This window comes from Rhodobacter maris (assembly GCF_900217815.1).
In the GTDB taxonomy this organism is placed as follows: Bacteria; Pseudomonadota; Alphaproteobacteria; order Rhodobacterales; family Rhodobacteraceae; genus Rhodobacter; species Rhodobacter maris.
The window spans coordinates 237,671-260,991 of the sequence record NZ_OBMT01000003.1; the positions used below are offsets into that span (position 1 = coordinate 237,671).

Here is a 23,321-nt window from a genome sequence, read left to right on the forward strand (position 1 = left end):
AATGGACCGGCTTTGCCGCTGCGAGGCTTTCCCGCCTGCCATCCGGCGGCAATGAAAACCTTGTCGCTTGCACGACCCTATCTCTTGCGGGGTCGTTTCACCCCGCCGCGTTGCCCCGGGCGGCCCGCGGTTGAGCGGCCCTTGGCCTGTGTCGCGGCTTCGACCGCTTCTTCCACAACGGACTGACGCGCCAGCGGATCGTCGGCAACCACTAGCTCCACCGCCTCGAGACGCTTGATCTCGTCGCGCAGTCGCGCCGCTTCCTCGAATTCGAGGTTCTCGGCAGCCTTGCGCATTTGCAATCTCAGCCCCTCAAGATGCGCCGCCAGATTGGCGCCCGATTGCACTTTATCAACTTTTGCGGTGACGCGCGCCATATCGGTGTCGCCCGCCCAGAGCCCGGCCAGCACATCCTCGACATTCTTGCGCACGGTCTGCGGTGTGATGCCATGCGTCGCGTTGTAAGCGATCTGCTTTTCGCGGCGGCGGTTCGTTTCGCCAAGCGCACGCTCCATCGAGCCGGTGATCTTGTCGGCATACATGATCACCCGGCCATCGGCGTTGCGCGCGGCCCGCCCGATGGTCTGGATCAGCGAGGTCTCCGAGCGCAGGAAGCCCTCCTTGTCGGCATCGAGAATGGCCACGAGCCCGCATTCGGGAATGTCGAGCCCCTCGCGCAGAAGGTTGATGCCGATCAGCACGTCAAAGGCGCCAAGCCGCAGATCGCGCAGGATCTCGATGCGCTCAATCGTGTCGATGTCGGAGTGCATGTAGCGCACCCGCACCCCCTGTTCGTGCAGATATTCGGTGAGGTCTTCCGCCATGCGCTTGGTGAGCGTGGTCACAAGCACGCGCAGCCCGCGCGCCGCGACCTTGCGGATTTCATCGAGAAGGTCATCCACCTGCGTCTCGACCGGGCGGATCTCCACCTCCGGGTCCAGAAGCCCGGTGGGGCGGATCACCTGTTCGGTGAACACGCCGCCGGTCTGCTCCAGCTCCCATCCCGCGGGTGTGGCGGACACGAACACCGATTGCGGGCGCATCGCATCCCATTCCTCGAATTTGAGCGGACGGTTGTCCATGCAGGACGGCAGCCGGAAGCCGTGTTCGGCGAGCGTGAACTTGCGCCGGTAGTCGCCCCGATACATGCCGCCGATTTGCGGCACGGTGACGTGGGATTCATCGGCAAAGACAATCGCCGTGTCGGGAATGAATTCAAAAAGAGTCGGGGGCGGCTCGCCCGGATTGCGCCCGGTCAGATAGCGCGAATAGTTCTCGATGCCGTTGCACACACCCGTTGCCTCGAGCATCTCAAGGTCAAAATTGGTGCGCTGCTCAAGCCGTTGCGCCTCCAGAAGCTTGCCCTCGCCGGTGAGCTGCTTGAGCCGCTGCGCGAGCTCCGAGCGGATCGACTTGATCGCCTGCTGCAGCGTCGGGCGGGGGGTCACGTAGTGGCTGTTGGCGTAGATCCGGATCTGCTCGAAGCTGTTCGTCTTCGCCCCCGTGAGCGGGTCGAATTCGGTGATCGCTTCCAGTTCCTCGCCAAAGAAGCTGAACTTCCAGGCGCGGTCTTCGAGGTGGGCGGGCCAGAGGTCGACCGTGTCGCCCTTCACGCGGAAGGCGCCGCGCTGGAAGGCGGCATCGAGGCGCTTGTATTGCTGCGCCACGAGGTCCGCCAGAAACTTGCGTTGATCGTAAAGCCCGCCCACGGTCAGGTCCTGCGTCATCGCCGAATAGGTCTCGACCGAGCCGATGCCATAGATGCAGCTCACCGAGGCAACGATGATCACATCGTCCCGCTCCAGCAGCGCCCGGGTGGCCGAGTGGCGCATCCGGTCGATCTGCTCGTTGATCATCGATTCCTTCTCGATATAGGTGTCGGTGCGCGCGACATAGGCCTCGGGCTGGTAGTAATCGTAGTAGGAAACGAAGTATTCCACCGCGTTGTCGGGGAAGAAGCCTTTGAATTCTCCGTAGAGTTGCGCCGCCAACGTCTTGTTGGGCGCAAGGATAATCGCCGGGCGCTGGGTCTCCTCGATCACTTTCGCCATCGTGTAGGTCTTGCCGGTGCCGGTGGCCCCCAGAAGCACCTGATCGCGCTCGCCCGCAAGCACAGCGGCGGCAATCTCGGCAATCGCGGCGGGCTGGTCGCCGGCCGGGGCAAATTCGGTCTTCATGGTGAAACGCTTGCCGCCTTCGAGCTTGGCGCGGGTGAGCACATCGGGGCGTTCGACGGGGCGGTTGTCGTTGTTGTGGGGCATGCTGAGTCCTCGGGCAGGCCTCACTGTCGGTCCCTTTTCGTTCTCTTTCAAGGCCTTGTCGAAAGAGTTGCCGAAAGGTTAAGGTAAACGTTCAAATTGATATAGCAAATCAATGAGTTGCGCGGATATTTCGCTTGCGATTCGGGGCCGTTGTTCGCATGTTGTCGGAGCAAGCAGCATTCGCTACCGGCCGGGGCACCACCCCCACCCCTCGCTCCCCAGACCCGGCCGGTAGCATCCCTCCCCCTTCTTCCGAGCATGATGTGCGGGCGCCTGTGCGAACCGCAGTTTCGGCACACAATGGTATGCAGCGCTTGCGTTTCCGCGCGGATCCGATACAAAGAGGTGTCAGCAGAGAGGGTCCCATGCGCGCACGTATCTACCAGCCTGCCCGCAACGCGATGCAGTCCGGCCAGGCGAAAACCAAGCTTTGGTATCTCGATTTCCTGTCATCCGAGGCGCGGGACATTGACCCGCTGATGGGGTGGACCGGGTCGTCGGACACGCAAAGCCAGGTGCGCCTCAAGTTCGACAGCCGCGAGGCGGCAGAGCATTATGCAAAAACCAGAGGCATCGATTATGTCGTGACGGGCGCCCACAAGCGCGCGATCAATATTCGCCAGATGGGCTATGGCGAGAATTTCCAATCGAATCGCCGTGCGAACTGGACGCATTGAGAGTGTAGAAAAGACCCGAGTTCTCACCGTAGGGCATAAGTTTTAACCGAGATCTGCATATGGGGCGCCCTTGGGGCGCCCTTTTTGTATCTGCTGTGCGCAGGGCGAAGGCTCGTGCGCGGCCCGCGCGCAACAGGGATGACCGTAACAGGGATGACCGTGACAGCGCTGACCTGCACCGGCAGATCTTCCACGATCGCCCCGCACCATCTGTCGAAGTGCGGGGCGGCGGCGAACCAAGGGGCTCTGGACCCGTGCCGGCAATGATCGTGATGCGGCTGCGAAGATCGGAGAGATCCTGCCGCGGATCTCTCCCTACCCTTCAAGCGGCGGTGGCCCGGGGATCCGTCTCCGCGGTGCGGAACCGCTTGACATTCGCAACGAGTTGATCCGCCTCGATCCGCAGGGCCGAGAGTGCGGCATTCGTCTCTTCGATCATCGCGGCGTTTTGCTGCGACACCCGGTCGAGCTCGGTGGTTGCCTTGGAAATCTCCGCGATGCCGACCTTGCTTTCGCCCACGGCGCCCGCGATATGCTCGATCCGTTCCTGAACATCCCCGATCGAGCCGACGATCTGGCCAAGCGCATCGGCCGTGTGATCCACCATCTCGACGCCGCGCCCGACGTCGCGCGCCGCGGTTTCAATGATCTGCGCGATCTCGCGGGAGGCTTCGGACGAGCGCTGCGCCAGCGCGCGCACTTCCGAGGCGACAACGGCAAAGCCGCGCCCGCTTTCGCCCGCCCGCGCCGCCTCGACCCCGGCGTTGAGCGCCAGAAGATTGGTCTGGAAGGCGATTTCGTCGATCACCTGGAGCACGCGCTCGATCCGTTCGGACGATTGCCGGATGCTTTCCATTGCGACAAGCGCATCCTGGGCAATGGTGTTGCCGCTCTCGGCATGGGTCGAAATGGTGTGCATGCGCTCCTTGGCATCATTGGCGATCCCCGCCATGCCACCGATGGAGCTCGCCATTTCCTCAAGTGCCGAGGCGGTTTCCTCAAGCATCGCGGCATTGTGCTCGCTGCGCCGAGCCAGATCGTGCGCGGCGGTCCCGATTTCGGCGCTCGAACTGTCGATGATGCGTGAGGTGTCCTCGATCGCCCGTACCGTCGTTGTGATGCTGTCGTTCGCCGCCCGCACCGATTGCGCCATCTCGGCGAAGACACCGACGAAACCATCAGAGATGAGATAGGTCAGATCGCCTTCGGCGAGGTGACGTAGCGCCCTGTTCACCTCGGCGATGCCCGCATCGGCGATCTCGCCGATCTGGTTCAGACCCCGGCAGATCTCGGCCAGGATCCCCTCCTTGTCGGCCAGGTCGATCCGGCGCGAGAAATCACCTTGCGCACAGGCATTGACGACGACGGAAATCTCGGCGGCGATATGGCGGTCGCGTTCGGCCATCAGCCGTGCCGCCTCGGCCTCGCGGGCCAACCGCGCTTCCTTGCCGGCCCGCGCCGCTGCCTCGCGCTCGGCTTCCTGCCGGCGATGCGCCTCGCGCTCTGCCCTGGCTTGCCGCTCGCGCTCCTGCGCCTCAAGGATGCTCACCCGGAAACTGTCGAGCGCCGCGCCCATTTGCGCCGTTTCGCGCAGGTGCGGCAGGGGCAATGCAGTATCCAGCGCGCCGCGTGCCATCTCGCCCGCCGCCTGTGCGAGATCGCGCACATCCGTCTCGGTGCGTCGCACCGATCGCAGGCCAAGGATCAGGGAGCCCACGAGGGCGCCGACGATGATCCCGCCCACCGCAAGAAAGCCGATCAGGGCGGAACGGGCCTCGTCGGCCGCTTCCGCCTTGATGCCATTGCCGATCACGCTTTCGGCCTCCTTCATCGCCTCGATCCTTTGGGTCGCCGTCGCAAAAAATTCTTCGCCCGTCACACCGCCCAGATCCTGGGTTTCGGGCGAGGTGAAGGCGATCTGACGCATCCGCGCCAGCTCGACGTTGGCCGGCAGCGTTTCAAGGCGCGCGACCGCGGCGCGGTCTTGCGGGGCGGCCAGCGCCTCGAAGAAGAGGAGCGCTTGTTCCTGCTGCGCCACCATCGTGCGCATTGCGAGCAGGACCTGGGTGCCGAAGGCGCCCTTGCGAAAGGCTCCGGCCCCCAGCGCCCGTTCGAGTCCGGAGCGCTCTTTTGCTGTCAGGAAAGCGCCATAGGCGGCGATCCGGTTGCTGATCCGCGCGTTCGAAGTGGACCTCGCCACCACTTCGACCATTTGCAGCACATCTGCATCCATCTCGGTGTAATATTCGATCGCCTCGGCCACTGGCAGGCTGCGCGCATCGACCCCGCTGCGGATCTCCTCGGAGCGTTCAAAATCTCCCGCAAGTTCCGTCACGAGCGCGGAAATCTCGTCGGACAGATGGTCGAGCCCGATCCCGTCGGCCTTTGCCAGAAGCGTCGCGCGTGCGGTGTCGGTGGCGGTGCGCTGCGCCACCAGCCGCTCGGGCAAGGTGGTTTCCGTGCCGTTCAGGAACAGGCTCGTCATGCCGCGTTCGAGTTGCTGTTCATGCGCCACGGCGCCCGCGTCCTGGGCCAGCTCCATCAGTTGCTGAACCATGCGCGCATCGCTCAGCACCTGCCAGCGCTCTGCGATCAGGAAAATGCCGAACACCAGCGCGAGGGTCGCGGGAAGGCCGAGAGACACCGCCATGACGCGGCGCAAGGAGGTTTTGGGGAGGTTAACAGATGTCATCGTTACTACCACAGATCTACATGGGAAAAAGGTGCGGCAAGTTTCCTAAAGCTTCGCAAAGGCGCCCCGGGCCGTGGATTGATCCCGCAAGCGGTACTCGCAAGCGCTTGGATCAACACCGCATTTCTTTCCCTAAAATCCCGACTATCGGCGGTTTTCCCGAAAAAAGGCGGCGTGTTGCCCCTCGCGGCCTGTCCTGCAGGCAACCAAACAGAAGCGGGCGGGCGCGGGGCGAGCCGGGTCAGAAAGGGATCGGCGCAACCGCGCGCTGCGACGGTGATCCTCTGGCTGCGTCAGGCGCTTTGCGTCCCGGCCCAGCGGAACACCCTTAATCCTTTCTAAACCGAGCCGGATTAAGCCTGTTTGTGCTGCGGCCGTGGCCAATTTGGCCCCGATCACATCTCAGAAGGAGACAGCTTTGAACGCCGAAGAATTCCTTTTTCCGCGCGCGCTGGAGGTCCGGCCCAGTAAAATATCGAAGGTTCTGGTCCTCGGCTCCTGCATGGCCGAGGAAACCGTAGCCGGGTTCCGCCGCCAGACGCCGAACACCGAGTTCGATCTTCTGGTTTTCAACGGGCCGGGCGATTTGCCCGATCTGTCAAAAGAAGCCGTTCTGGCCTATGATTTTCAATATGTTCAGCTCTCGCTGCGCTACATCGTGCGCGATGAGGTGGTGCGCTTTGCCGATTTCCAGCAGCCCGGCGTTGCAGAGAGCGTCATGGAGCGATCCTTGCAGTTCTTGCGGGTGACGCTTGAAGCGGCCCTCGCCTACAACCGTGCGCATGGTCTGCTGACATTCGTGACGAATTTCTTCGTGCCGCAGGTGCCGGTCGTGGCGGCCCTCGACCGGGCGGGCAGCAGCAGCGATTTTGCGTCAATCGTCCGTCGGCTGAACGAGGAATTGGCGCGGCTCGTGGCGACCTGTCCCAATGCCTATATCGCCGATGTGGACATGGTTGCCTCTGCCTGTGGCAAACGGTTCCTGATGGACGACACTTTCACTTTCTACTCGCATTCCCATTTCTGGTCGGCGGTCGACAACGAGTTCGACATCTCTCCGGAGTGGAACGCCCCGGCCTGGGGGCGGCTGGACCCGGTGGTTCCTCTGGAGGACATCTACGCCGGGCCGGGGGGTGATGTGTTTTGCGCGCTCTGGCGTCAGGCCGAGTGCCTCTACCGGATCGTGAACCAGACCGACATGGTCAAGATGGTCATCTTCGATCTGGACGACACGCTCTGGCGCGGCCAGATCGTCGAGCATTATGGCCCCGGGATCGCTTCGCCTGTGTTTCACGGCTGGCCTGTGGGCATGTGGGAAGCGATCCAGCACTTGCGCGCGCGCGGCATCATCACGGCGGTGTGCTCGAAAAACGAGGAAAGCCTCGTTCGCGAGCGCTGGCATCATGCCGTGATGCCAAGCTGGCTCACGCTCGACGATTTCGCCATCGTCGAGATCGGCTGGACCCCGAAGGCGGAAGTGATCGGGCGGATGATCTCGCGGGCGGGACTGACCCCCAAGAGCGTGGTATTTGTCGATGACAATCCGGTCGAACGTGAGGCGGTTCGCGCGGCCCTGCCCGGCATCCGCGTGCTTGGCGACTCGCCGAACCAGACGCGGCGGATCCTGCTGTGGTCTCCGGAAACGCAGCTGGCGACATTGTCGAACGAAACGGTCAATCGCGAAACGTCGATCCGGCAGATCCAGCATCGGGAACAGGACCGCGAGACCCTCTCGCGCGAGGAATTCCTGCGCGATCTCAATTGCCGGGTGCGTCTGGTCCGGGTGCCGTCGACCGCACATCGCGACGGTGCGCGCTGCCTGGAACTGCTCAATAAGACCAACCAGTTCAACACAACAGGCCTGCGCTGGACGGCGGCGCAGCTCGACAGTGTGCTCGCCTCCGGCGGCACGCTTTACGGCTTTTACGCCCAGGATCGCTATACGGATTATGGATTGGTCGGGGTGGTGATCTATCGCGAGGGGATCTTTGTGCAATTCGCGATGAGCTGCCGCGTCCTTGGTTTGAGCATCGAGCAGGCGGTCATTCGCGAGATCATGGCCGATGTGCGCCTGCGCGAGCCGGGCCGTGAGTTCGGGGCCCGCATCTTTGCCACCGACTCCAATCTGGTCAGTCGCGATGTGTTCCTGAAATGCGGCTTTCGCGCGCTCGAGACCGATCAGACCGTGCAGGTCGCCGCCGGTGGAACCGAAGTCGCCGCGCCCGCGCATGTCGCGCTCACTTTCGAGCTGTCTGCCGCCGCCTGAGCGCGGCGAGGCCCGGCCTTCGTCGCGCCGAAGGCACCAAAGCGGCCGTGCCGGCTTCAGCCCCGTCTCGCGGGGCTCGGAGCGCCGGAGCGAAGGGCCGCTCCGGCACGCCGTCACATCAGCCGCTCGATCGCCATCGCCGTTGCCTCGCCCCCGCCGATGCAGAGCGTGGCGACGCCGGTTTTCAGGCCATGCGTCTCAAGCGCGGCGAGCAGCGTTACGAGCACCCGCGCCCCCGACGCGCCGATCGGATGGCCAAGCGCGCAGGCGCCGCCGTGGATGTTGACCTTCTCGTGGTCCAGATCGAGCGCTTGCATCGCCGCCATGGCCACCACCGCGAAAGCCTCGTTCACCTCGACAAGATCGACCCGCGCGAGGTCGAGATCGAGTTTGTCCGAGAGGCGCCTGAGCGCCCCGATCGGCGCCGTCGGGAAGAGGTTTGGCCTGTCGGCATGGGTCGCATGGCCGAGAATGCGGGCGCGGGGGGTAAGGCCCCGCCGTTCGGCCTCTGAGGCCCGCATCAGCACGAGGGCCGCGGCACCGTCGGAGATGGAGGAAGAATTCGCCGCCGTCACGGTGCCGCCCGCCCGGAACGCGGGGTTCAGGGTCGGGATCTTGTCGAGCCGTGCCTTGCCGGGCTGCTCGTCGATCTCCACGAGTGTCGTGCCCTTGCGGCCCGAGAGCGGGACCGGTGCGATCTCGGCGGCAAACCGCCCCCCTGCGATGGCCGCCTGCGCGCGGGTGAGCGAGGCGATCGCGTAGCTGTCCTGCGCCGCGCGGGAAAAGCCGAAGCTCTCGGCGCAATCCTCAGCAAAGGTGCCCATCAGGCGGCCCTTGTCATAGGCGTCTTCGAGACCGTCGAGGAACATGTGATCGAGCACCTGATCATGCCCGAGCCGGTAGCCCCCGCGCGCCTTGGCGAGGAGGTAGGGGGCGTTCGTCATGCTCTCCATGCCGCCGGCAAGCACCACCTGCGCCGTGCCCGCAAGCAGCAGGTCATGCCCGAACATCGCCGCTTTCATCCCCGAGCCGCACATCTTGTTCACCGTGGTTGCGCCAGTAGCGAGCGGCAGCCCCGCGCCAAGCGCCGCTTGCCGCGCGGGGGCCTGCCCCTGCCCGGCAGGGAGCACGCAGCCCATGATCACCTCCTCCACGGCCTCGGGCGGGAGCCCGGCACGCGCGACCGCGGCCTTGATCGCCACCGCGCCGAGATCGGCCGCGCTGGCGGTGGCGAGATCGCCCTGAAAGCCCCCCATAGGGGTGCGCGCCATCCCCACGATCACGACAGGATCCATCGCATCCCCCCTCATTTGGCGGCCATCCTGAGCGCACCGTCGAGCCGGATCACCTCGCCGTTGAGCATCTGGTTCTCGAGGATATGGCGCACGAGCGCCGCATATTCGGACGGATCGCCGAGCCGGGGCGGAAACGGCACCGAAGCGCCGAGGCTCGCCTGCACCTCCTCGGGCAGCCCTGCCATCATCGGCGTCTGGAAGATGCCGGGCGCCACGGTGACCACGCGGATGCCATGGCGCGCGAGTTCCCGCGCCGCGGGCAGTGTGAGTGCCGCAACGCCGCCTTTCGAGGCGGCATAGGCGGCCTGACCGATCTGGCCGTCAAAAGCGGCGATTGAGGCCGTGTTGACGATCACGCCGCGCTCGCCCCCCGGGCCGGGCGCGTTGGCGGCCATTGCCTCTGCGGCAAGACGCAGCATGTTGAACGTGCCGACAAGGTTGATCGCGACCGCGCGGGCGAAACTTTCCAGCCGGTGCGCCCCCTCGCGGCCGAGGATCTTTTCGCCCGGCGCCACGCCGGCACAATTGACCAGCCCGTCGAGACGGCCGAATGCCGCGCGGGCAAGCTCGATTGCCGCAATGCCCTCGGCTTCGCTTGTCACATCGGTGCGTGCGAACCGGGCTGCCGTCCCGAGCTCCTCTGCCATCGCCATGCCCGCTTCGGCGTTCACATCGACCAAAACCACCGATCCGCCCGCTTCCGTGACCATCCGCGCGACGGCCGCGCCAAGCCCCGAGCCGCCGCCGGTGACAGCGAAGACCTTGCCTTCGATCTGCATGATTTCCTCCCTTTCCCTGAGGGAAAGTTTAATCGCGCCCGGCCGCCCCGCAATGCCCGAGCGGGTCTGAGGCCGAAAGCGACGCAACGGAATTTGCCGTTGACGGGGCCGGACCGGGCGGCGAGAACGGCACAAAGGAGAGCGCCATGAGCACTGCCACCCCCGCCACCCGCGCCCTTGAGGCTGCAAAAGTGGCATTTGAGCGGATCGCTTACGACTATGTCCCGGGGCAGGAGAAAATCGGGCTGCATGCGGCCGAGGCGATCGGCGCCGCGCCGCGGGAAGTGCTGAAAACACTGATGGTCGAGGTGGATGGCAAGCCCGCCTGTGCGGTGATCCCGTCGGATGGCTCGCTGTCGATGAAGAAGGTGGCGGCGGCTTTCGGAGGAAAGACCGCGGCGATGATGGCCCCCGACAAGGCCGAGCGTCTGACCGGTTTTCATACCGGCGGCATTTCGCCTTTCGGGCAGAAAAAACGTGTGCCCGTCGCGTTCGAGGAAAGCGCGCTCGGACTGGTCTCGGTGGTGATCAACGCTGGCCAGCGCGGCTTGATGGTGCGGCTCGCGCCAGCCGATGCGCTTGCCGTCTCGGGCGGCACGGCGCGGCCGCTTCTGGCGGGATAAGACATGTCATGGCCCCTGCGGCGGCCGGACAGCGGCTGCAATCCAGGGCGAGGCTGAAGGCGATGCGGACCCGGGGCTCCGGCCGGGAAGAGAGGCCCGATGATGAAAACGCTCCCCCCGTTTTGGCGACCGCGACGGGGAGATGCGCAGCCTACGCGCAAGCGGCCGCGGCTCGGTCCGCACAACCGGCTTGGCGGCTTGAGCGGATTTTAGGGGCTCACCCGACACTTCAGAAATTCGGGGGCCAGCCGGAACGGCAATGGACCGGCGCGCTGCGGAGCGACAAACGCTTTTGAACCGGGGCGCGCCGGGGCGCGAAGAAGGGGATTCACAAGCCGAATCACTCGTGCTAGCCTGAGGGCAATCAAGGACCAGAAGGTCCATACCCAGGGCACGGGACATACAGGCAAAGACCTCTTGACCTCTCGAGGCGTTCGTGAGGTCAAGAGATTTCGGAAATCCGCGACATTCCCGGAAGACCCTTGCCGCTTTCGCGGTGCGCCCATGCGCGCCGGCGGCCCGAACCCGATCAACGCTCGGTGAGTTTGAGTTCGATGCGGCGGTTCTGGGCCCGGGCATCCTCGCTTGTGCCTTCCGCTACCGGGCGGAATTCGCCATAGCCCGCCGCGGCGAGGCGTTTCGGGGCGAAACCCTGTGCGTCGATCAGGTAGCGCACCACCGAGAGCGCGCGGGCCTGACTGAGTTCCCAGTTGTCCTTGAACGCGCCTTGCCCGGAAAGCGGTGTGTCATCGGTGAAGCCATCGACTTCGAGCACCCAGTCGATCTCGGGCGGGATCTCCGAGGCCAGGATGCGGAAGGTTTCTGCCACACGGGCGATTTGCGCCTGCCCTTCCGGGGCGAGATCGGCCGAACCGGGAGTGAACAGCACTTCGGACGAGAACACGAACCGGTCGCCCACCACCCTTACGCCTTGCCGGCCTTCGAGCAATTGCGACATCCGGCCGAAAAATTCCGAGCGGTAGCGCGCAAGATCCCTCGCTTCCGCTTCGGCGCGTTTGCGCGCCTCTTCTTCCAGCGTGGCGCGACGCTTCTGCTCGGCGGCCACCTGCGCCAGCGCAGCGTTGAGCTGGGTGCCGAGCGCCTCGACTTGCACCTTCGCGGCATCGTCCTTCGCTTTAGCCTCCCCCAGAACCGCTTGCAGATCGGCAAGCTGGCCGCGCAGGGCCGCGATCTGCTGGTTCAGAAGTGCCACCTGTTCGGCATTGCGGTCGGCCTCTGCCCGGGTTTCGGTGAGGGTCTTTTCAGCCAGCGCCTTCAGCGCGGCTTCCTTCTCGGCGGCGCTCAGCTGGGTCTCGAGCCTGCCTTGCAGATCCGTTTTCGCAGCCTCGGCGGCAGCGAGAAGCGTGAGCGTTTCCTCCGCCTTCCTGCGCGCCTGATCGAGGTCGAGCCGCGCTGCTGCGAGGGCGCTGTCGGTGGCCTTCAGATCCGCCTGAAGCCCCGCGATCTGCGCCGCTCGGGCCGTGAGATCCGTGCCTTGCGCCGCGATCGTGGCACTTTGCGATGCGATCCGTTCACGCGCCGTCGCGGCCTCGGCAAGAAGCCCCGCCACCTGCGCCTCGAAAGCGGAGATCTTCTCGCCCGCCGCGGTGAGCCGCCCGGTCAGCGCAGTGTTTTGCGCCTCTTGCAGGGAGAGCGCCTGCGCCAGCCCCGCCACCTGCGCGGCAAGGGCATCAAGCTCCTGATCTTTCGTGGTGATGGTGTCGCGCAGCATGGATTGCACGATCAGGAAGATCGAGATCACGAAAAAGAGTACCATCAAAAGCGCCGCCATCGCATCGACGAAGCCGGGCCAGACATTGGTGGAAAAGCGTGCGCCGCGGCGCGCCGAGAGTGCCATCGCGCCCCCTAACCTTCGGTTCGCGCACGCGCGAGCACCGCACGGGTGAGGGCGGCAAAGTCGTTGTGCAGCTCCGCCATGCTCTCCTGCCGACCCGCCGCCATCTCTTCGAGGAGCCGCGACATCTGCAGGTCGATCGAGCGCATCCGCATCCGCATCTCGCCATCCATCTCGGCATTCTGTGCGGCGTCCGCCCGTGCACTCACCCCTTCGAGCGCCGCAATCAGCCGCTCTTGTCCGGCGGTCATATGATCGATCGCCTCGGCCTGTGCGGCGCGGGCGGAAAGTTCGGGCGCCATCTGCGCGGCAAAATCGGTGAAAGCCTGCGAGAGCCGGGCAAGCTGAAGTTCAGTCTGGCCGCGGGCATGTTCGGCGCGCGCGAAAAGTGTCTGCAGCGCATCCATCTGCTCGGCCATGTGATCGAGGATCTCGGTCACGGCAGCGTTTTCTCCCCCTTCGCCTTCGCCCGCGGCAAAGCTGAGCCGGGTGATCGAGGAGATCCACTCCTCAAGCTCACGGTAAAAGCGGTTTTGCCCATGCGTGACGAAGAGCTCGAGCAGCCCGACGACAAGCGAACCCGCGAGCCCCAGAAGCGAGGAGGAAAACGCGGTGCCCATGCCGCCAAGCTGGCTCTCCAACCCCGCCATCAGCCGGTCAAAAACTGCCGTGGCGGTTTCGCCGGGTGCCGGCGCGAGGGCGCGGATCGTGTCCACCACGCCCGGCACAGTGGTCGCAAGCCCGTAAAACGTGCCCAGAAGGCCAAGGAAGATCAGCAGGTTCGAGAGGTAGCGGGTGATGTCGCGCGCCTCGTCGATGCGGGTAGCGACCGATTCGAGGATCGAGCGTGCCGCGGAAGTGGCAATCGTCCGGCTCGTGCCGCGCGCGCCCAGAAGGGCGGCGAGCGGCGCAAGCATTTGCGGCGGGCGATACTGCGGGCGGCCGGGACGGTCCGCCGCGAAGCTCTCGATCCAGACCACGGCTTTGGCAAGCTGCGCCACTTGCCAGAAGCAGCCGAGCATGCCCAGCACGAAGACGGCGAGGATCAGGCCGTTGAGCCAGGGGCTCGCCTCGAAGATCGTGAATACCCGGCCATAGGCAAACCAGCCGCCGAGGCCCACGAGGGCCAGCACCGCAAGCATCGAGAGCACCTGCCGGACGGGTTGCGAGAACTGCGGGGCCTGGGGGCGGGCCGGTGCGCGCATGAAGTGCCTCTCGTCTTCTTTCCCGGAAAGATTAGGGCGGGGGCGCGGCGCTCACAAGGGTCAAGCTGGGAGCGCCCGTACCCGGGCCGCAAGTGTGGCGAGCGCGTCATCCTCGAGCCCGAGCGCGCCCAGATGTGCGACGGTATTGAAAAGGTAATCGCGGTTCGGCCCGCGGGTGCCTGCGGCGGTGGCGATGATCTGCGCCTCTTCTTCGGGCGAGAGGCGGCAATATTGCGGCCCGTCCCGGTCGATCACGTAAGCAATCGCGGTGACGCTGCGACCGTCTTTCAACGTTACGGGAAGCTCGCGTTCCAGATAGGCGTCGGAGATCAGTTCGCGGGCGCGGGTCTCGGCCAGCACGCGCGAGCGGTCATCCTCCGCCACGCGCAGCGCCACGCCCCAGCAATGCGCCCCCGGGGCGGCGTCGAGCGCGAGCACGAGGCCCGGCGCCGCTGTGGTGCCGCGAAAATGGATCGAGCGCATGCAGAAGCTGCGGTGCCAGCCGTCGAGCCGCGCGGGGACGACTTCCGCGGGCGCAAAGCCCGGATCCCAGATCAGCGACCCATAGCCGAAGATCCAGAGTGCGTTTGTCATCCGCTGGCCCTCCCTTGCGGCGCGGCATAGAGTGTGGCGCAGGGTTTGGAAAGGGGGCGCAATGCGGGGCTGGATCGGGGCAGGGCTTTTTGTGGCGGCGCTGGGCGTAGCCAGCTGGGGCGCCGGCATGGCGCTGGAGCGGGGGGCCGTGGCGGGCTTTGCAGCGCTTTCGGCGCGCGGGCAAGGCGGGCTCGAGGCGGCGCAGGCCGTGGGCTTTCCGGCGCGGATCGGTGTGGATCTGCAAGGGGTTGCGCTGCGTGATCCGGCCCGCGGGATCGACTGGGAGATCCCCCTGGTCGAGATCGCCGCTCCGCTCTGGGCGCTCTGGTCCTGGCGCGCCGATCTGGCGCTGCCGCAAAAGCTCACGCTGGGCGGGCAAAGCTTCACGCTCAGCGGCGCTCAGGCGCAAGGCGCGATGCGGTTCGGTTTCGGGGCGGATCTGCCGCTGCGCGCCCTCGGGGCGGATCTGCAAGCGATCCGCCTCACCCATGAGGGGGCGGCGGCTCCCGCCTTTGCGCTGGATCGGGCGACCGTCGCAGTTGAAAGCACGGACACTGCGGGCGGTTATCATTTGCAGGCAGGGTGCACGGATTTCGCGCTTCCGCTCGGGCTCATCACGGGTTTCATTCCGGAGGCGCGCTTCCCTGATCAGATCGAAACATTCTCGCTTGACGCGAAGCTGACCTTCGCCGCCCCGCTGGGGCTTTTGCAACACCGCCCGCCGCCGCTCACCGGCCTTGAGATCGGTGCGGCGGAACTGGTCTGGGGCGGGCATGCGCTGACGGCCACCGGAGCGCTTGCGATCACCCCCGAAGGCTGGCCGGAGGGCTCGGTAATGCTCGCAGTTTCCGATTGGGACGCGTGGCTCACGCTCGCCAAGGGCGCGGGGTTTGTGCCCGCCGGCAAAATGCCGATGCTCTCGGCGCTGGGGCAGGGGCTCGCGCGCCAAAGTGCTGACGGGCGCGTGCATCTGCCGCTCAGCTTCCAGAACGGGATGGTCTTTTTCGCCGGGTTGCCGCTTGGACCTGCACCGCGGATCGTACCCTAGCTAGCGACAATAGGGGCCTGAGCGGTAATACGCCGTATCGACATGGATATGATTGAGGTGGAACCGGTCCGATTTCGGCCCGAGCACGGTGCCGAAGGGGCCGCAGGCGGCTGCATGGATCGCGCGCAGCATCCGCGGCTCGCTTTTCCAGCCGGTGAGCACGTCGATCACCCGGCCGTTTTTCAGCGTCACCCCGCCGAAATCCACCGCGCGTCCCTGCCCGTGTTCGGAGAGCTTCGCGCCGCGCTGATTGTTGCGTGGACGGCAGGTGTAGCTCGCGAAGATCTCGATCCGCGCAATGCCGCCGCCCTTGCGCCCCACCGCCGGAACGATGCCACGGTCGATCCAGGTTTTCATCGCCTGCGCCGTCGCGCAGTCGATCGTCAGGGGGTCCGAGAAGGGGATACCCGAAATGGCTGTCACCTTCACCCCATCGCTGAGCCCGCAGCCCGGCACCTCGCCCTTGATCGGCGCGATCTGCGTGCCCTCGATGCCGCGGGTGCCGCAGAGCGCGCCCCGGGGCGAAAGTGCGGCCGTGGGGGCGCTTGCGGGGCCGGAGGCGCGCGGAGCGGGCGCGGCGGGGCGGGGGAGCGGTTTCGGCGTGCTCAGCACTCCGGGGCGGAACAGGCTTCCGGGCATTGCCGCAGGTGGTGGGGCGGCGGGGTCGGGGACAGGTTCGGGTTCAGGCTGTGGCATGCTCTCTGGCGCAGGGGGGGCCTGCGTCCCGGGGCGCGGCAAAGGGCGCGGTGAGCGGGGCAGGGCTGGCCCGGTCGTCGTTTCAGATCCTTCCGTTTGTGGTCCTGTCGCTTCTGGCTCCGTCGCCGCAGGGGCGGGCTCAGTTGTTTCGGGCGCGGGAGGTTGCGGAAAGAGCGAGGCGCCGGCCGTCCCCGCCCCCGGACGGGGCGCCAAAACCATGGGCTCGGGTGCGGCGACGGGCTTTGCGGGCGCGGGCGCCGCCGCGGCGGGATGGGGCAGGGGGCGGGGCGACCGGTCGAGCGGGCGAGCCTCCCCCAGGGCCGGGGCGAGCGCGAGGGCCGCTGCGAGCGCAAGGGCTTCCGCCCGGCGCATCACTTCGTCTCGGCGGGGGGGCTGCGGCCGAAATCGGGGGCGGCGGTATCCTGCCCGGCCTCAATGATACCGCGCCGGATCGCCCGCGTGCGGGTGAAATAGTCAAACAGCATCTCGCCATCGCCCATCCGGATCGCGCGTTGCAGCATGAAGAGCTCTTCGGTGAACCGGCCGAGGATGTCGAGGGTGGCCTCCTTGTTCGTCAGGAAGACGTCGCGCCACATCGTCGGATCGGAGGCCGCGATCCGGGTGAAATCGCGAAAGCCGGAGGCGGAATATTTGATCACCTCGTCATGGGTGACGCGGCGCAGATGGTCGGCTACGCCCACCATCGTATAGGCGATGAGGTGGGGCGTGTGGGAGACGACGGCGAGCACGAGGTCATGCCGCGTCACCTCCATCTCCTCGACATTGGCGCCCATCGCCGCGAGGAACCCCTTGAGCCGGGCGACGGCGGCGGGGTCATTGCCCTCGAGCGGCGTGACGAGCCACCACCGATTGACGAAGAGCGTGGCAAAACCCGAGCGTGGCCCGGAATGTTCGGTCCCGGCAAGCGGGTGCGAGGGGATGAACTGCACATGCGCGGGCATATGCGGGGCGACGGCCTCGATCACCGCCTGTTTCACCGAGCCGACATCCGTCACGGTGGCGCCGGGCGCGAGATGGGGCGCGATCTCTGCGGCAATTGCCGCCATCGCGCCCACCGGCACGCAAAGCACCACAAGATCGGCGCCTGCCACCGCCTCGGCGGCGGTCTCGAACACCCGGTCGACAAGGCCGATCTCGAGCGCGGTCGCCCGTGTCTCGGCCGAGCGGGCATGGCCCCAGATCTCGCCCGCTAGCCCGCCCGCGCGGATCGCATGCGCCATCGAGGAGGCGATGAGCCCCAGCCCGATCAGCGCGACCCGGTCATAATGTTTCATGGCTCAGACCGTGCCGCCGGCCTTGAACACGCCGATCAGATGCGCGACGCGGCGGCAGGAGGGCTCGTCGCCCACCGTGATGCGCAGGCAATGCGGCAGCCCGTAGCCCGCCACGCGCCGCACGATCAGCCCGTCTTTCTTCAGAAATTCATCGCAGGCCACGGCCTCGGCCTCGGAGCCGAAACGGGCAAGCACGAAATTCGCCATCGAGGTGTCGTTCGGCACGCCGCGTTCGGCCAGCGCTTCCGAGAGCCAGTGCCGCAGCCGCGCATTCTCGGCCCGGCAATGGGTGATCCAGTCCTGATCGCGCACCGCCGCCTCGGCGGTTTCAAGCTGCGCGGTCGAGAGGTTGAACGGGTCGCGAATGCGGTTGAGGACGTCAATGATCGCCTGCGGCCCGTAGGCCCAGCCGATGCGCAGCCCGCCAAGGCCATAGATTTTCGAAAACGTCCGCGTCATCACCACATTGGGGAGCCGGTCAGCAAGTTCGGCGCCGCCGTCATAGCCATCGACATATTCGGCATAGGCGCTGTCGATCACGAGGATCGCCTGTTTCGGCATGCCAAGCGCCAGCCGCTCCAGCTCGGCCAGCCCCACCATCGTGCCGGTCGGGTTGTTCGGATTGGCGATGAAGACGAGTTTCGTCTTTTTGGTGCAGGCCTTCAGGATCGCATCGACATCAATCGTGCGCTCGCGCTCGGCCACCGAGACCGGCGTCGCCCCCGCGCCCTTCGCGGCGATCGCATACATCAGGAAGCCGTGCTCGGTGTGGAGCACTTCATCCTTTGGCCCGGCATAGGCATTGGTGAGCATGCGAATGAGTTCGTCCGATCCGACGCCGCAGATCACCCGGGCCGCATCGAGCCCGTGTACTTCCGCGATCGCCTGCCGCAACCCGGCATGATCGGTCGACGGGTAGCGGTGCAGCTTGTGCATGCAGCGCTGGAACGCCTCCTTCGCCTTGTCGGAGGGCCCGTGCGGGTTCTCGTTCGAGCTGAGCTTGATCGCATCGCTGACCCCGGCGACATGCGCCGCCCCGCCTTCGTAAAGCGCGATGTCGAGAATGCCGGGTTGGGGGCGAATAGGGTCGGTCATGGCAGCCTTTCCTCGTACGTGTCGCCTCAATAGCGGGCAAGTTCGCGCTTTGGAAGCCTTGTTTCAGCCGCGCGGAGACGGGGCGCAAAACCGTGGCCCGCTTGCCGATCCGGAAGGGCGGGGGGCGGTCGTTTACGAAAAATGCACGCCTTTGCGCAACGAAAGGACAGCGCTCTGGTGCTCGCCCCGGTCCGGGGCGGCGCCGGGGCGATCCGTTCCTCGATCACAGGCTGACCATGTCCGTTCCGTCTTCTCTTCGTTCCGCGCTTCTGGGCGCTGCCCTGCTGTGTCTTGCCCTCGGCGTGCCCGATGCCGCCGGGGCCGATGGGCTCGCGGCGAGCTTCCGCGCCCTGCCCGAGGCCGATCGCATCTCTGTGCAGCACGAGCTGCGGCGCGCCGAGCTTTTTCTCGGGGATGCTGACGGGCGCTGGACCGGTTCGACAGAACGCGCGCTGCGCCGCTCTGTCGAGAAGATCGCGCAGGTCTCGCAGGAGCGGTTGCACCCGCGGATCGGGTCCGAAACCGAGGCAACGCAGTATCTCGATGATCTTGGTGCGGGCAGTTACCGACGGATCCTTTATCGTGGCAGCCTGTTGGAACGCATACTCTACATCGACCGCGATCCGGTGATGATGGTGCAACGCGCCCTGGCCGAACACGCCGCCGAAAAGTAGGCCCTGAGGGGCCAGCCTCTCCCGCAGCGTCAACCGGTTCCAAAGAAAAAGGGCCGCCCATGGGGCGGCCCTTCCGGTTCGGAGGCGAAGAACAGATCAGTTCTTCGCGTAGAATTCGACCACGAGGTTCGGTTCCATCTGCACCGGGTAGGGCACGTCGCCCAGCGCCGGGGTGCGCACGAAGGTCGCGGTCATCTTGTTGTGGTCGACTTCGAGATAGTCGGGCACGTCACGCTCGGCCGATTGCACGGCTTCGAGCACGAGGGCGAGTTGCTTGGAGCGATCGCGCACCGCGATCACGTCGCCTTCCTTCACGCGGTAGGAAGCGATGTTGACGCGCTTGCCGTTCACGGTGACGTGGCCGTGGTTCACGAATTGACGCGCGGCGAAGACGGTCGGCACGAATTTGGCACGGTAGATCACCGCGTCGAGGCGGCGCTCGAGCAGGCCGATCAGGTTTTCACCGGTGTCGCCCTTCACACGCTCGGCTTCGGCGTAGATGCGGCGGAATTGTTTTTCGGTCAGATCGCCGTAGTAGCCTTTGAGCTTTTGCTTGGCGCGGAGCTGGGTCCCGAAGTCCGACAGCTTGGCCTTGCGGCGCTGGCCGTGCTGGCCCGGACCGTAATCGCGCTTGTTGAGCGGCGATTTCGAGCGGCCCCAGATGTTCTCGCCCATGCGGCGGTCGATTTTGTACTTGGCAGCGGTGCGTTTGGTCATCGCTGATCTCCTTCTGTGTTACGAAGGGCGTTGTCCTTTCCCTCCACCCCATCCGCGAGGCTTCGGGCGACAGGTTTCCCCTTGCGGGGTCCACCAACACCAATGAAAGGCCCGGCAGCCTTGGCCACCGGGATGGGCGGCTTATACAGGCCCGCGCCCGGGAGTCAACGGAGCGATGCGGAAAATCCCGCGCTCAGCGGGAAATCTCGACGCCAAGCTGGCGGCGTCCGATTTCGCGCCCTTCCCGGGTGAGCACGACCTCGGCGCTATAAGGTCCGGGCGTGAGCCCGCCCGCGGGGGCGCGCTTGCCGCCATAGCGATAAAACAGCGCCTGTGGTTTTTCCAGACGGGTCTGATGGTCGAAGACGAAACCGCCGGGGCCGGTGAGGCGCAGCGTGAGCAGATCGCCTGCGCGGCTCTCATAGCCATAGGCCCAGAGGAGAAGCGGGGCATCGGCGGGAAGGGTCGCGGGGGCAGCGAGGCCTGCTTTCACCGCGTCAAAATCTGGGGGCGCAGCCGCCAGGCCCGCCTGCAACAGCCCGCCGCCAACATAGGGCAGGGGCGCGCGCCAGAGCCCGTCTGCGGGAGGGGTGTCGCAAGTGAGCGCAGCGCCGGGGTGGAACGGGTCGATCTCGTGGCCATCCTTGCGCACAGTCAGATGAAGATGGGGAAATTCCGCCGCACCGGAGAGGCCGATCAGCCCGAGCCGGGCCCCGGCTGCGACCTGCTCTCCCGGTTTCACTGCCACCGAGCCGCGTTTGAGGTGGCAATACTGGGTCTGATAGCCCTCGGCATGGTCGATCACCACGCCATTGCCGCATTCCTTGCCCGCGACGCTCTCGCCCGAGAGAAGCGCGCCATCCGCCTCACCATCGCGCACCGCGCGCACCCGGCCCGGTGCCGCGGCGATGACCGCCACGCCTGTTGCCATCGCCGCGCGCGTGGGGAGCGCGAAATCGGTGCCGTCATGGCCCTCATAGGTGGCCGAGCCGCAGCCGTAATCAACGACGCCCGGCCCCGGGTCTCGGTCGAGGTAATGCTGGATGTAGCAGGTCTCGCCGAGCGTGCAGGCGACGGGCAGATCGAGCGTGAGGGCCGCCCCCGCGCCGGGCAGAAGCGCCGCGCACAGCGCGATAAAAAACCCCCGCCCCGACAGAGCGGGACGAGGGAGGAAGAAGGCTTTGGGGGCGGTGCCCCCGGTGGCCGGGAGCCGCATCGCTCAGCCTGCGGGCAGGAGCCGCGGTTTCGAACCGGAGAGGCGCGGCTTGCCGGGTTCCTCGACTTCGAGGGCGATCGCGTCGTCCTTCACCGTCACCCGCACCACGCCGCCTTTCATCAACCGGCCGAACAGCAGTTCCTCGGCGAGCGGCTTTTTGATGTGCTCCTGGATCACGCGGCCCAGCGGGCGGGCGCCCATCTTGTCGTCGTAGCCCTTCTCGGCGAGCCAGCCCGCGGCCTCGGGGGTCAGCTCGATATGCACGTTGCGGTCGATGAGCTGCGCTTCGAGCTGGAGCACGAACTTGTCGACCACCTGCAAGATGACCTCGCGCGGCAGCGGCGCGAAGCTCACCACCGCATCGAGGCGGTTGCGGAACTCCGGCGTGAAGGTGCGCTCGATCGCGGCGGTATCCTCGCCCTCGCGGCGCTCGCGGCCAAAGCCGATTGCGGCTTTCGCCATGTCGGAGGCCCCGGCGTTCGAGGTCATGATCAGGATCACATTGCGGAAATCCACCTGACGGCCATTGTGGTCGGTCAGCTTGCCGTGGTCCATCACCTGCAGCAGGATGTTGAACACATCGGGGTGCGCCTTTTCGATCTCGTCAAGCAGCAGCACGCAATGCGGATGTTGGTCGATGCCATCGGTCAGAAGCCCGCCCTGGTCAAAGCCGACATAGCCCGGAGGCGCGCCGATGAGACGGGAGACCGCGTGTTTCTCCATGTATTCCGACATGTCGAAGCGGAGCAGTTCCACGCCAAGCGTGCTCGCAAGCTGATTGGCCACCTCGGTCTTGCCGACGCCGGTGGGGCCCGCAAAGAGGTAGTTGCCAATCGGCTTTTCGGGCTCGCGCAGACCGGCGCGGGAGAGCTTGATCGCCGAAGCGAGCGCCTCGATCGCCTTGTCCTGACCAAACACCACACGCTTGAGCGTTTTTTCCAGATCGCGCAGCACCTGAGCATCGTCTTTGGAGACGTTTTTCGGGGGGATGCGGGCGATCTTCGCCACCACGGCCTCGATCTCTTTCGCGCCGAGGGTCTTGCGTTTCTTGCTCTCGGGCAGGAGGTGCTGGGCCGCGCCCGCCTCGTCGATCACGTCGATCGCCTTGTCGGGGAGCTTGCGGTCATGGATGTAGCGCGCCGAAAGCTCCACCGCCGCCTTGATCGCGTCATTGGTGTAGCGCACCTCGTGGTGCTCTTCGAAATAGGGTTTGAGCCCCATCAGGATCTTGATGCTGTCGGGCACAGAGGGCTCGTTCACGTCGATCTTCTGGAACCGGCGCGAAAGGGCGCGGTCCTTTTCGAAGTGCTGACGGAATTCCTTGTAGGTGGTCGAGCCCATGCAGCGCAGCTTGCCGCCCTGCAGCGCGGGCTTGAGCAGGTTGGAGGCATCCATCGCGCCGCCCGAGGTGGCCCCGGCCCCGATCACGGTGTGGATCTCGTCGATGAAGAGGATCGCGTCGGGATGGTCTTCGAGCTCTTTCACGACTGCTTTCAGCCGCTCTTCAAAGTCGCCGCGGTAGCGGGTGCCCGCCAAAAGCGCGCCCATGTCGAGCGAGTAGATCGTGGCATGGGCCAGAATTTCCGGCGTCTCGCCGCGGGTGATCTTGAGCGCGAGGCCTTCGGCGATCGCGGTTTTGCCCACGCCCGGATCGCCCACCAGAAGCGGGTTGTTCTTGCGGCGGCGGCACAGCACCTGAATGCAGCGCTCGACCTCTTCGGCGCGCCCGATCAGCGGGTCGATATCGCCTTTTTGCGATTTCTGGTTCAGGTTCACGCAGTATTTGCCAAGCGCGGATTCCTTTGCCTCGCCGGGCTGCGCGGCCTCGGATTTCGTCTCTTCCTCGGCGCCGACAACCGGACGGGCCTCGCCAAATTCCGGGTCTTTCGCCACGCCATGGGCGATGAAGTTCACCGCGTCATAGCGGGTCATGTCCTGCTCTTGCAGGAAGAAGGCGGCGTTGCTCTCGCGTTCGGCAAAGATCGCGACGAGCACATTCGCCCCCGTCACCTCGGTGCGGCCCGAGCTTTGCACATGGATCGCGGCGCGCTGGATCACCCGCTGGAAGGCGGCGGTGGGAACGGCTTCGGAGCCTTCCACCTCGGTGATCAGCGTCGAGAGATCGTCGTCGATGAATTCGGTGAGCGTCTGGCGCAATTCCTCCAGATCGACCCCGCAGGCGCGCATCACACGGCTGGCATCGGGTTCGTCAAGCAGCGCCAGAAGCAGATGTTCGAGCGTCGCCAGTTCGTGTTTGCGGGTATTGGCAAGGGCCAAGGCCGCGTGAATTGCTTGTTCGAGCGTGGTCGAGAACGAGGGCATCCGGCGCTCCT

General features: G+C 65.8%; 18 protein-coding genes. 5 read left to right on the plus strand and 13 right to left on the minus strand.

The window, feature by feature from the left end:
- Nucleotides 1-77: 77 nt before the first annotated feature.
- A complete protein-coding gene (uvrB, locus tag CRO22_RS07160) occupies nt 78-2,261 on the minus strand; it encodes an excinuclease ABC subunit UvrB (protein ID WP_097069442.1) in 2,184 nt (727 codons plus the stop codon).
- Between the two features lie 365 nt (nt 2,262-2,626).
- On the opposite strand from uvrB, the gene CRO22_RS07165 reads away from it, so the two are divergent.
- Nucleotides 2,627-2,938: an ETC complex I subunit gene (locus tag CRO22_RS07165; protein ID WP_097069443.1), complete on the plus strand. Its 312-nt coding sequence runs from the start codon at nt 2,627-2,629 to the stop codon at nt 2,936-2,938.
- Between the two features lie 322 nt (nt 2,939-3,260).
- Here the strand turns inward: CRO22_RS07165 and CRO22_RS07170 are convergent, their stop codons facing one another.
- Nucleotides 3,261-5,630, minus strand: coding sequence for a methyl-accepting chemotaxis protein (locus tag CRO22_RS07170; RefSeq protein WP_097069444.1), 2,370 nt, complete (start codon nt 5,628-5,630; stop codon nt 3,261-3,263).
- A gap of 418 nt (nt 5,631-6,048) precedes the next feature.
- Here CRO22_RS07170 and CRO22_RS07175 point away from each other — a divergent pair, with 418 nt between their 5' ends.
- The gene (locus CRO22_RS07175) at nt 6,049-7,896 is read left to right on the plus strand and encodes an HAD-IIIC family phosphatase (protein ID WP_097069445.1); all 1,848 of its coding nucleotides are present in this window, start codon (nt 6,049-6,051) and stop codon (nt 7,894-7,896) included.
- 113 nt (nt 7,897-8,009) lie between these two features.
- Here the strand turns inward: CRO22_RS07175 and CRO22_RS07180 are convergent, their stop codons facing one another.
- Entirely contained in the window at nt 8,010-9,191 is a 1,182-nt protein-coding gene (locus CRO22_RS07180; protein WP_176518574.1) for an acetyl-CoA C-acyltransferase, read from the minus strand.
- Nucleotides 9,192-9,202: 11 nt separating this feature from the next.
- On the minus strand, nt 9,203-9,970 hold the full coding sequence (locus tag CRO22_RS07185) for an SDR family NAD(P)-dependent oxidoreductase (protein WP_097069447.1): 768 nt from the start codon (nt 9,968-9,970) through the stop codon (nt 9,203-9,205).
- Between the two features lie 146 nt (nt 9,971-10,116).
- Here CRO22_RS07185 and CRO22_RS07190 point away from each other — a divergent pair, with 146 nt between their 5' ends.
- Nucleotides 10,117-10,593 (plus strand): aminoacyl-tRNA deacylase, encoded by a 477-nt coding sequence (locus CRO22_RS07190; RefSeq protein WP_097069448.1) that lies wholly within the window; start codon nt 10,117-10,119, stop codon nt 10,591-10,593.
- A 529-nt stretch (nt 10,594-11,122) separates the two neighbouring features.
- Here CRO22_RS07190 and CRO22_RS07195 read toward each other — a convergent pair.
- Genes CRO22_RS07195 through CRO22_RS07205 form a run of 3 tightly spaced genes read right to left on the minus strand, consistent with a single transcriptional unit; the run spans nt 11,123 to nt 14,247 of the window.
- Entirely contained in the window at nt 11,123-12,451 is a 1,329-nt protein-coding gene (locus CRO22_RS07195) for a peptidoglycan -binding protein (protein WP_097069449.1), read from the minus strand.
- Nucleotides 12,452-12,459: 8 nt separating this feature from the next.
- On the minus strand, nt 12,460-13,653 hold the full coding sequence (locus tag CRO22_RS07200; protein WP_097069450.1) for a biopolymer transporter ExbB: 1,194 nt from the start codon (nt 13,651-13,653) through the stop codon (nt 12,460-12,462).
- 60 nt (nt 13,654-13,713) lie between these two features.
- A complete protein-coding gene (locus CRO22_RS07205; RefSeq protein WP_097069451.1) occupies nt 13,714-14,247 on the minus strand; it encodes a gamma-glutamylcyclotransferase in 534 nt (177 codons plus the stop codon).
- A 61-nt stretch (nt 14,248-14,308) separates the two neighbouring features.
- On the opposite strand from CRO22_RS07205, the gene CRO22_RS07210 reads away from it, so the two are divergent.
- Nucleotides 14,309-15,295, plus strand: coding sequence for a DUF2125 domain-containing protein (locus tag CRO22_RS07210; protein WP_097069452.1), 987 nt, complete (start codon nt 14,309-14,311; stop codon nt 15,293-15,295).
- Here CRO22_RS07210 and CRO22_RS07215 read toward each other — a convergent pair whose 3' ends face one another.
- The 3 genes from CRO22_RS07215 to hisC form a co-directional block, all read right to left on the minus strand.
- Nucleotides 15,296-15,991, minus strand: a complete 696-nt coding sequence (locus CRO22_RS07215; protein ID WP_245860909.1) for an extensin-like domain-containing protein — start codon at nt 15,989-15,991, stop codon at nt 15,296-15,298. It lies immediately after the preceding gene.
- 371 nt (nt 15,992-16,362) lie between these two features.
- A complete protein-coding gene (locus tag CRO22_RS07220) occupies nt 16,363-17,286 on the minus strand; it encodes a prephenate/arogenate dehydrogenase family protein (RefSeq protein ID WP_097069454.1) in 924 nt (307 codons plus the stop codon).
- A gap of 3 nt (nt 17,287-17,289) precedes the next feature.
- A complete protein-coding gene (gene hisC, locus CRO22_RS07225) occupies nt 17,290-18,381 on the minus strand; it encodes a histidinol-phosphate transaminase (protein WP_097069455.1) in 1,092 nt (363 codons plus the stop codon).
- 236 nt (nt 18,382-18,617) lie between these two features.
- Here hisC and CRO22_RS07230 point away from each other — a divergent pair, with 236 nt between their 5' ends.
- Nucleotides 18,618-19,055, plus strand: a complete 438-nt coding sequence (locus CRO22_RS07230) for a hypothetical protein (RefSeq protein ID WP_097069456.1) — start codon at nt 18,618-18,620, stop codon at nt 19,053-19,055.
- 96 nt (nt 19,056-19,151) lie between these two features.
- Here the strand turns inward: CRO22_RS07230 and rpsD are convergent, their stop codons facing one another.
- The 3 genes from rpsD to clpA all read right to left on the minus strand — a co-directional run bounded on the left by rpsD (nt 19,152) and on the right by clpA (nt 23,310).
- A complete protein-coding gene (rpsD, locus tag CRO22_RS07235; RefSeq protein ID WP_097069457.1) occupies nt 19,152-19,772 on the minus strand; it encodes a 30S ribosomal protein S4 in 621 nt (206 codons plus the stop codon).
- 193 nt (nt 19,773-19,965) lie between these two features.
- Nucleotides 19,966-20,988 carry a M23 family metallopeptidase gene (locus tag CRO22_RS07240; RefSeq protein ID WP_097069458.1) on the minus strand — a complete coding sequence of 341 codons (1,023 nt, stop codon included), beginning with the start codon at nt 20,986-20,988 and terminating at the stop codon, nt 19,966-19,968.
- 3 nt (nt 20,989-20,991) lie between these two features.
- Nucleotides 20,992-23,310 carry an ATP-dependent Clp protease ATP-binding subunit ClpA gene (gene clpA / locus CRO22_RS07245; RefSeq protein WP_097069459.1) on the minus strand — a complete coding sequence of 773 codons (2,319 nt, stop codon included), beginning with the start codon at nt 23,308-23,310 and terminating at the stop codon, nt 20,992-20,994.
- Between the last annotated feature and the right edge of the window lie 11 nt (nt 23,311-23,321).